This window comes from Shigella sp. FC1967 (assembly GCF_001743005.1).
In the GTDB taxonomy this organism is placed as follows: Bacteria; Pseudomonadota; Gammaproteobacteria; order Enterobacterales; family Enterobacteriaceae; genus Proteus.
Window position 1 is genome coordinate 1 of the sequence record NZ_MIIZ01000557.1, and the last position, 8,405, is coordinate 8,405.

Annotated in this window: 7 protein-coding genes; 4 read left to right on the plus strand and 3 right to left on the minus strand. The window is 40.4% G+C overall.

What is annotated here, in order from left to right:
• Positions 1-263: 263 nt before the first annotated feature.
• The 3 genes from BHE89_RS04870 to ackA all read right to left on the minus strand — a co-directional run bounded on the left by BHE89_RS04870 (position 264) and on the right by ackA (position 4,231).
• Complete coding sequence (locus tag BHE89_RS04870) at positions 264-407, minus strand: Hok/Gef family protein (RefSeq protein WP_074454076.1); 144 nt, start codon at positions 405-407, stop codon at positions 264-266.
• 399 nt (positions 408-806) lie between these two features.
• Complete coding sequence (gene pta / locus BHE89_RS04875; RefSeq protein ID WP_069367977.1) at positions 807-2,951, minus strand: phosphate acetyltransferase; 2,145 nt, start codon at positions 2,949-2,951, stop codon at positions 807-809.
• Positions 2,952-3,028: 77 nt separating this feature from the next.
• Entirely contained in the window at positions 3,029-4,231 is a 1,203-nt protein-coding gene (gene ackA / locus BHE89_RS04880; RefSeq protein ID WP_023581716.1) for an acetate kinase, read from the minus strand.
• Positions 4,232-4,623: 392 nt separating this feature from the next.
• Between ackA and yfbV the strand changes: the two genes are divergently transcribed.
• The 4 genes from yfbV to BHE89_RS04900 all read left to right on the plus strand — a co-directional run bounded on the left by yfbV (position 4,624) and on the right by BHE89_RS04900 (position 8,369).
• A complete protein-coding gene (gene yfbV, locus BHE89_RS04885; RefSeq protein ID WP_069367978.1) occupies positions 4,624-5,079 on the plus strand; it encodes a terminus macrodomain insulation protein YfbV in 456 nt (151 codons plus the stop codon).
• Positions 5,080-5,218: 139 nt separating this feature from the next.
• Positions 5,219-5,713: a YfbU family protein gene (locus BHE89_RS04890; RefSeq protein WP_069367979.1), complete on the plus strand. Its 495-nt coding sequence runs from the start codon at positions 5,219-5,221 to the stop codon at positions 5,711-5,713.
• A 54-nt stretch (positions 5,714-5,767) separates the two neighbouring features.
• On the plus strand, positions 5,768-6,442 hold the full coding sequence (locus tag BHE89_RS04895; RefSeq protein WP_069367980.1) for a sugar phosphatase: 675 nt from the start codon (positions 5,768-5,770) through the stop codon (positions 6,440-6,442).
• 97 nt (positions 6,443-6,539) lie between these two features.
• Positions 6,540-8,369 (plus strand): SLC13 family permease, encoded by a 1,830-nt coding sequence (locus BHE89_RS04900; protein ID WP_069367981.1) that lies wholly within the window; start codon positions 6,540-6,542, stop codon positions 8,367-8,369.
• Positions 8,370-8,405 lie beyond the last annotated feature (36 nt).

The following is an 8,405-nucleotide window of genomic DNA, read 5'->3' on the forward strand; positions in this document are numbered from 1 at the left end:
CATAGATAGAATGTGATATTTTCATAATGCTATCGTCCTATTCTTTCTTACCATCTTATAAATAGAATAGACAATAATTTATTAGCTCACCTGTTTGTTTCTAATAACCATTGCATTAATATGCATTTATGAGAAATTTTTAATATAAAGCACTAGCATTAGTATTGAACGCAAGTGATATGATTGTTTAAAGTAGGGTGCTTGTGATCACCAATCGCAACAACTTTTTTGAGAGAAATTGTGGGGGAATTTCCCCCACAAAGCTATTTATCGCAAGATAAAGTCGCTTGAACTACTGTATGACCACTACGAATATTGAAAGAGCATAGTCTTTCATGCTTCAGTAATGATAAACACAGTGCTGTCACACAGACAGCAATCAGCCCTATCAGGGCAAATTTAGCCATTTCTCTTGACACTCCTTTTTAAAGGAGACAGAATCAAGTTGTCGGTTTTGAGACTGCCTCGGATTTTAGTAAATTAAAATTCGGGGCTTTCGTCTTTTTGGCTCTCGTTAATGCTTGAACCAAAATGATCCAAGCACCCACCCGCATACTAACAGAAACGCACCTCATTCCCATCTTTTTCTGAATAACAAAGACATAAATAAGTAATTAAAATCAATGTGTTAATTGTTTTTATATCGGGTGTTTATATGTGTGATTTTATTTGTCTTTCCTTTATAAAGGAGACAAAATCGACGTTGAAATAAGTTCGAAGTGAGTTAAATAGGAAATCTGTAGAATAAAAAACGCCAGATGAAATTAATTATCTGGCGTTTTTCTATTTGAAACGAACTTCAATAATTATGCGTTTTCTTGTTGGCTAGCTTGAATTGCTGTTAACGCAACGGTGTAGACGATATCGTCGACTAATGCACCACGAGAAAGGTCATTTACGGGTTTACGCATACCTTGTAACATTGGTCCGATTGAAACCAAGTCAGCTGAACGTTGTACCGCTTTATAAGTGGTGTTACCGGTGTTCAGATCAGGGAAGATAAACACAGTCGCTTTACCTGCAACAGGTGAATTTGGCGCTTTAGATTTAGCAACGTCAGCCATAACGGCTGCGTCATATTGTAAAGGACCATCAATCATCAGATCAGGACGTTTTTCTTGTGCTAAACGTGTCGCTTCACGCACTTTCTCTACATCGCTACCAGCACCAGAGTTACCCGTAGAATAAGAGATCATCGCAACGCGAGGGTCGATACCGAATGCAATTGCAGAATCTGCAGATTGAATTGCGATTTCAGCCAGTTGTTCTGCTGTTGGATCTGGATTAATTGCACAGTCACCATAAACATAAACTTGTTCTGGTAACAGCATAAAGAACACAGAAGACACTAATGAGCTACCTGGCGCAGTTTTAATTAACTGTAATGGTGGGCGAATAGTGTTAGCCGTCGTATGAACAGCACCAGAAACCAGACCATCTACTTCGCCTTTTTCTAACATTAATGTGCCGAGAACAACGTTATCTTCTAACTGTTCACGAGCAACAACTTCTGTCATCCCTTTGTTTTTGCGTAGTTCAACTAAGCGAGGTACATAGATTTCACGGACTTCTTTAGGATTGACTAACTCAATACCTGTACCTAATTCAACGCCTTGTGCGGTTGCTACGCGACGAATTTCTTCAGGATCGCCTAACAGTACGCAAGTTGCGATACCACGATCAGCACAAATCGCTGCGGCTTTAACTGTACGTGGTTCGTCACCTTCTGGTAAAACGATACGTTTTTTCGCTTTACGTGCTAATTCTGTTAATTGATAACGGAATGCAGGTGGTGATAAACGGTTAGGGCGTTCAGAGTTAGCGGTTAGTGAATCAATCCATTGTGAATTGATATGTTGAGCAACATAGTTCTGAATTTTTTCAATACGTTCATGGTCATCAGCAGGTACTTCTAAGCTAAAGCTTTGCAGATTTAAAGAGGTCTGCCAAGTATTTGCGTTAACCATAAAGATAGGTAAACCAGTTTCGAATGCACGTTCACAAAGTTGTTTGATTGGTGCATCGATTTGGTAGCCACCTGTTAGTAGAATTGCACCAATTTCAACGCCATTCATTGCTGCAAGACATGCTGAAACTAATACATCAGGGCGATCCGCTGAAGTCACTAAAAGTGAACCTGGACGGAAATGCTCTAACATGTGTGGAATGCTACGGGCACAGAAAGTCACAGACTTAATACGACGGGTTTCAATATCGCCTTTATTGACGATAGTCGCATTTAAGTGTTTTGCCATATCTGTTGCACGAGTGGCAATTAAATCGAAGTTCCATGGAATGCAACCCAGTAAAGGCAGTGGGCTATTTTTTTCGATGGTTTTTAAATCGACATTAGAGATAATCGCCTTACTTGAATCATCAAAGATTTCAGATAAGTCAGGGCGAGTACGGCCTTGATCATCAACAGGGGCATTTAGTTTGTTAACAATAACGCCTGTGATATTTTGGTTTTTTACACCGCCGAATTCAGCACGAGCAAATTCGATACGCTCTTTTAGCTGTTCAACCGTGTTGTTACCTAATGCAGTAACGAAAACAATTTCAGCACCTAATGTTTTTGCTATTTCATAGTTTAATGATTGTGCAAAAGGGTGCTTACGCATAGGTACCAAACCTTCAATGAGAATAACTTCTGCATCAGCGGTGTTTTCATGGTATCTAGCAACAATTTCTTCCATCAAAACATCTTTTTGGTTTGAGCTGAGTAGGGACTCAACATAATCCATGTTTAAAGGTTCTGATGATTGAATAGTGGAGTGAGAGCGGATAATCGCGGTTGTCTGATCTAACGCGCCTTTTACACGAGGTTGTGCAATTGGCTTGAACACGCTAAGGCGAACGCCTTTTTGTTCCATAGAACGGATAACACCCAAGCTGACGCTGGTTAAACCTACGCGTGTATCAGTTGGGACTAGCATAATTGTACGGGACACGGAAACCTCTTTAAATATCGGTTGCTCGTTATGTAAAACAGTACTGCCAGTATTATACTGGCAGTACATCAAAGAACTTAAGCGGTCAGGCGACTTGCGTCCTGAGCGATAACTAACTCTTCGTTAGTTGGGATAACAACAGCAAGACGGCTGTTATCGGTAGTGATAGTGCCTGATTTACCGAAACGTGCATCTAAGTTACGTTGATGATCAACTTCAAAACCTAACAGAGCCAGTTTTTTCAGCGATAATTCACGTACCATTGCGGCGTTTTCACCGATACCACCAGTAAAGATAATCGCATCTAAACGACCTTCCATCAGTGCGCAATAAGAACCGATGTATTTCGCTAAACGATGGCAGTAAACGTCCATTGCACGTTTAGCATCAGCTTTAGTGTCGTAGTTATCTTCAACATAACGGCAGTCACTAGTGACTTCGGTTAAACCTAACAGACCTGATTCTTTAGTCAGCAGTTTGTTGATGTCTTCAACGCTCATACCTAACGTGTCATGTAAATGGAACACGATAGCAGGATCAATATCACCACTACGAGTACCCATTACTAAGCCTTCTAATGGCGTCAGACCCATAGAGGTATCAACACATTTACCGTTAACAACAGCAGAAACGGAACCCCCATTACCTAAGTGGCAAGTGATTACGTTCAGTTCATCAACAGGTTTATTTAACATTTTAGCGGCTTCACGAGAAACGTAGAAATGGCTAGTTCCGTGAGCGCCGTAACGACGGATGCTGTGATCTTTATATAAGCTGTATGGCAGAGCATACAAATAAGCTTCTTCTGGCATTGTTTGATGGAAAGCGGTGTCAAAAACGGCAACCATTTTTTCAATTAAATGAGGGAATGCTTTACGCGCTTCTTCAATACCAATAAGGTGAGCTGGGTTATGCAATGGTGCAAATGGAATAGCTGCTTCAATACCTTTGATAACTTCGTCAGTGATCACGACAGATTTAGTGAATTTTTCGCCACCGTGAACAATACGGTGACCAATAGACGCGATTTGTGCAGAAAGTTCTGGTTTTTGAGCCAGAATAGTATTTACGATGAAGTTTAATGCTTCGCTATGAGCAGCGCCTGCGCCTAACGCAGCTTCGTGTTTCTGGCCATCCATTTTCCACTTCAGACGGGCTTCAGGAAGGTTGAAGCATTCAGCCAAACCTGACAGGAATTCTTCACCATTTTCTGGGTTGATAATTGCAAATTTAAGAGAAGAACTACCGCAGTTCAGTACCAGCACCAGCTTACTTGACATGGAATTACCTATTTATCTTGTTGTCGTAGTGTCTTTTATATTATAAAGACGGTGGTTAATAAAACGTCAATCATAAAAGCCTATCGCATTCCTATGATGACATTAATGACGCGCATCATGCTTAAAGTAAAAAACTTGATGCTAATTATAGTTGCCAATCATTAATTGGACGATTTTTATTCACCCATTAGCTTTTCGCGTTAAAATCGGCGAAAAGGGTTGAAAATCACGCCGGCAAACAAAATATAGCGCTTTATTGCCACAAACCTTTAGAATGGGCACAGGATACAGAGTAAAGGCAACAAAGACAAAATATACTTAATTCTACTAAAAGATTTTTATTCTTTATAGATATTTTTTAAAAGTTACAGAAGAAATTGATTGAGGTCATTATGAGCGAACCGACAGTGACTCCCCCCGGCTTTTTTAAGAAGCTTCGTTTGGGTAACGAGTATTTAAAAACCTGGCCGGTTGAAAAACAGTTAGCGCCTGTTTTCCCTGAAAATCGTATTGTCAAAGCGACACGCTTTGGTATTCGTTATATGCCACCTATCGCCATTTTTACAATGACATGGCAAATCGCATTAGGCGGCAATTTAGGGCCTGCGATTACCACAGCACTCTTTGCGTGTAGCTTGCCAATGCAAGGGTTATGGTGGTTAGGTAAGCGCGCAGCAACGCCACTTCCTGCTACGTTATTACGCTGGTTTTATGAAATTCGTGAGAAATTTGAAGAAGCAGGTATTGCTTTAGCACCCGTTGAACAAACGCCGACGTACCTTTCTTTAGCTCATTTATTAAAACGTGCTTTTAAGCAACTTGATCGTTCTTTTCTTGATGATGTGTAGAACATCTGTTCTACCTTCTTCGTTTGTCATGATTGTCATCTGAATTACCCCGTTGAGATCAAAAAACGCGTAGTTAGTACTACTCAATACTTTTGATTAATGACATGATCCTTCCAATAATTTCTTTGGAGAATTAATGATGGAAATGACACACGCCCAACGCCTGATCCTCTCTAATCAATATAAAATGATGACGATGATGGATCCTGATAACGCTGAACGTTATCGTCGCTATCAGACAATTATTGAACGTGGCTATGGATTACAATTACGTGAACTTGACCGTGACTTCGATGAAATGTCAGAAGAGACTTGCCGTACCATTATTAACATCATGGAAATGTATCATGCACTGCAAGTTTCTCGTGATAATTTAAAAGAACAAGAGATGCCAGATGCTCGCCGTGTCGCATTTATAGGCTTTGATGCAGCGACAGAATCCCGCTATCTTAGTTATGTGCGTTTTATGGTGAATACAGAAGGGCGTTACACGCATTTCGATAGTGGTAGTCATGGTTTTAACTCTCAAACACCCATGTGGGAAAAATACCAAAGAATGCTTGCTGTTTGGTTAGCATGCCCTCGTCAATATCACCTTAGCGTCGTTGAAATTCAGCAAATACTTAATGCGTAATCGAAAGTACATCATAGTTGACGTACCACTGTAAGGTAAAGGTAGGCATAAAAGATGGCAATCACATGTAAAGGTTTTCTGTTTGATCTTGATGGAACATTAGTTGATTCATTACCTGTTGTTGAACATTGTTGGGCACTATTTGGTGAACGCGTTGGTGTTTCAACACAAGAGATTAATGACTACATCCACGGAAAGCCTGCGATTGAGTCGATTCGCCATTTTATGCCTAATGCAAGCGAACAAGAGATAACAGAAACGTTTCGTTGGCTCGAAAAATTAGAGTCAACGCAAACAGAAGGTTTAGCCCCGCTTCCAGGGGCTATTGCATTGATTAATCGCCTTAATGACTTAAATATTCCATGGGCGATTGTCACATCAGGTACGGTTCCTATTGCCTCAACGCGCCAATCTGTATCGGGTATTCCTGAACCTAAGTATTGGGTGACAGCGGAATGTATTAGTAAAGGTAAACCTCATCCTGAACCTTATCTTTTAGGCGCCCAAAAATTGGGTTTATTACCACAAGATTGTGTGGTTTTTGAAGATGCAGCTGCGGGTATTTACTCTGGTTTAGATGCAGGATGCCAAGTCGTCGCCGTTCATGCACCTCTTTCTCTTCCTCGCCGTAATGAGATTCATTTAATTATTGAATCATTGAATGATATTCAAGTTGAAAAACAAACTGAAAAGGTTGTAATAAAGCACAAAAGAGAGTCTTTTCTTTGATCATACTAGAAGACTTATTGTTGTAAAAATGGTCTACTTATCAATGTAGTGAATTGATGTTTTAACCTGTTTTCACTTATTGCTGATCGAGGCCATTTTGAATAGCGAATTATTATGGGTTTTAAGCCTGCTATTGATAGCTATTGTCCTTTTTACGACCAACAAAATCCGCATGGATGTGGTCGCTTTACTTGTCATCATCGCATTCGTTCTTAGCGGTACACTCTCATTAAATGAAGCCACGATAGGATTTAGCGATCCTAACGTATTACTTATTGCTGCCCTTTTTGTGATTGGTGAAGGGTTAGTGAGAACAGGTGTGGCTTATCAAATGGGGGATTGGCTAGTTCGTGTTGCGGGTAGCAGTGAAGTTAAAATGCTTGTGCTATTAATGATATGTGTTGCAAGTTTAGGTGCTTTCATGAGTTCAACAGGGGTTGTTGCGATCTTTATTCCTGTTGTATTGAGTGTTGCTGCTCGAATGAAAACATCGCCAGGTCGTTTAATGATGCCATTAGGTTTTGCTGGGCTTATTAGTGGATTAATGACCTTAGTGGCAACACCACCTAATATGGTGGTTAACAGTGAATTAGTCAGAGAAGGTTTACCCAGTTTTCAGTTTTTTTCCATTACGCCTATTGGTATCGCTGTATTATTCGCAGGTATTCTCTATATGCTGGTGGTACGTCGATGGCTAGGAAATAACGATAATGGTAAGCAAAAAGAAGCTTATCGTCGTACTTTCCGCGATCTTATTCGTGATTATCAGTTAGCAGGGCGTGCTCGTCGTTTAGCGATCCGTAAAGGTTCCCCGCTAGTAGGTCATTCACTGGATGAACTTCACTTACGTTCTCGTTATGGTGCAAATGTTGTCGGTATTGAACGTTGGAGGCGGTTTCGGCGTGTTATGGTTAGCGCAACCGGTGGCACTGAATTAAGAGAGCGTGATGTTTTATTAGTTGATATGTCAGCGAGTGATGTCGATTTACGAGAGTTTTGTCGTGAACAGATGTTAGAGCCAATGGTATTGCGAGGTGAATATTTCTCTGAACAATCTCGTGATGTAGGGCTTGCTGAAGTTTCAATGAACCCAGACTCAGAGTTATTAGGAAAATCATTAAGAGAGATTAAATTCCGTACTCGCTATGGGTTAAATGTGGTTGCTATTCGTCGAGAAGGTAACGCCTTACCGGGTAAAATAGTCGATGAGCCATTACGTCTTGGTGATGTGTTATTAGTGATTGGTGATTGGAAACTTATCCGTATTTTATCAACTAAACCTCGTAATTTTATTGTACTCAATTTAGCGGCAGAAATTGAAACTGTTGCGCCCGCTTCATCCCAAGCCCCTCATGCATTATTTTCGTTAGCGTTAATGGTGGCATTGATGGTAACGAATGAAGTCCCTAACTTTATTGCGGCACTTATTGCCTGTTTATTAATGGGTAAATTCCGTTGTATTGATATGGAAAGTGCTTATCGCTCTATTCATTGGCCAAGTATTATTTTAATTGTTGGTATGATGCCTTTTGCGGCGGCATTACAAAAAACAGGTGGTATAGAGCTGATTGTCAATGGCTTAATGGATGTTGCGGGTAGTGCAGGCCCTCAAGTGATGCTAGTCTGTTTATTTGTACTGTGTGCCACTATTGGTTTATTTATCTCAAATACCGCAACAGCGGTATTAATGGCGCCCATTGCCATTGCTGCGGCGAATCAAATGAATGTTTCTCCATTACCATTTGCAATGGTGATTGGTGTGGCAGCATCAGCTGCGTTTATGACGCCAGTTTCATCCCCTGTTAATACACTTATTCTTGAGCCGGGTGGCTATAAGTTTGCTGATTTCCTTAAAATAGGTGTGCCATTTACGATAATCGTAATGCTGATTAGTGTTTTCCTAATTCCACTATTATTCCCATTCTAAATAATTGAATGTTGCTGAAACTCGTTTATTAATTAA

Coding starts and splice junctions, on each gene's coding strand:
- BHE89_RS04870 (WP_074454076.1), bottom strand. CDS start 407: ATGGCTAAATTTGCCCTGATAGGGCTGATTGCTGTCTGTGTGACAGCA.
- ackA (WP_023581716.1), bottom strand. CDS start 4,231: ATGTCAAGTAAGCTGGTGCTGGTACTGAACTGCGGTAGTTCTTCTCTT.
- BHE89_RS04890 (WP_069367979.1), top strand. CDS start 5,219: ATGGAAATGACACACGCCCAACGCCTGATCCTCTCTAATCAATATAAA.
- BHE89_RS04895 (WP_069367980.1), top strand. CDS start 5,768: ATGGCAATCACATGTAAAGGTTTTCTGTTTGATCTTGATGGAACATTA.
- yfbV (WP_069367978.1), top strand. CDS start 4,624: ATGAGCGAACCGACAGTGACTCCCCCCGGCTTTTTTAAGAAGCTTCGT.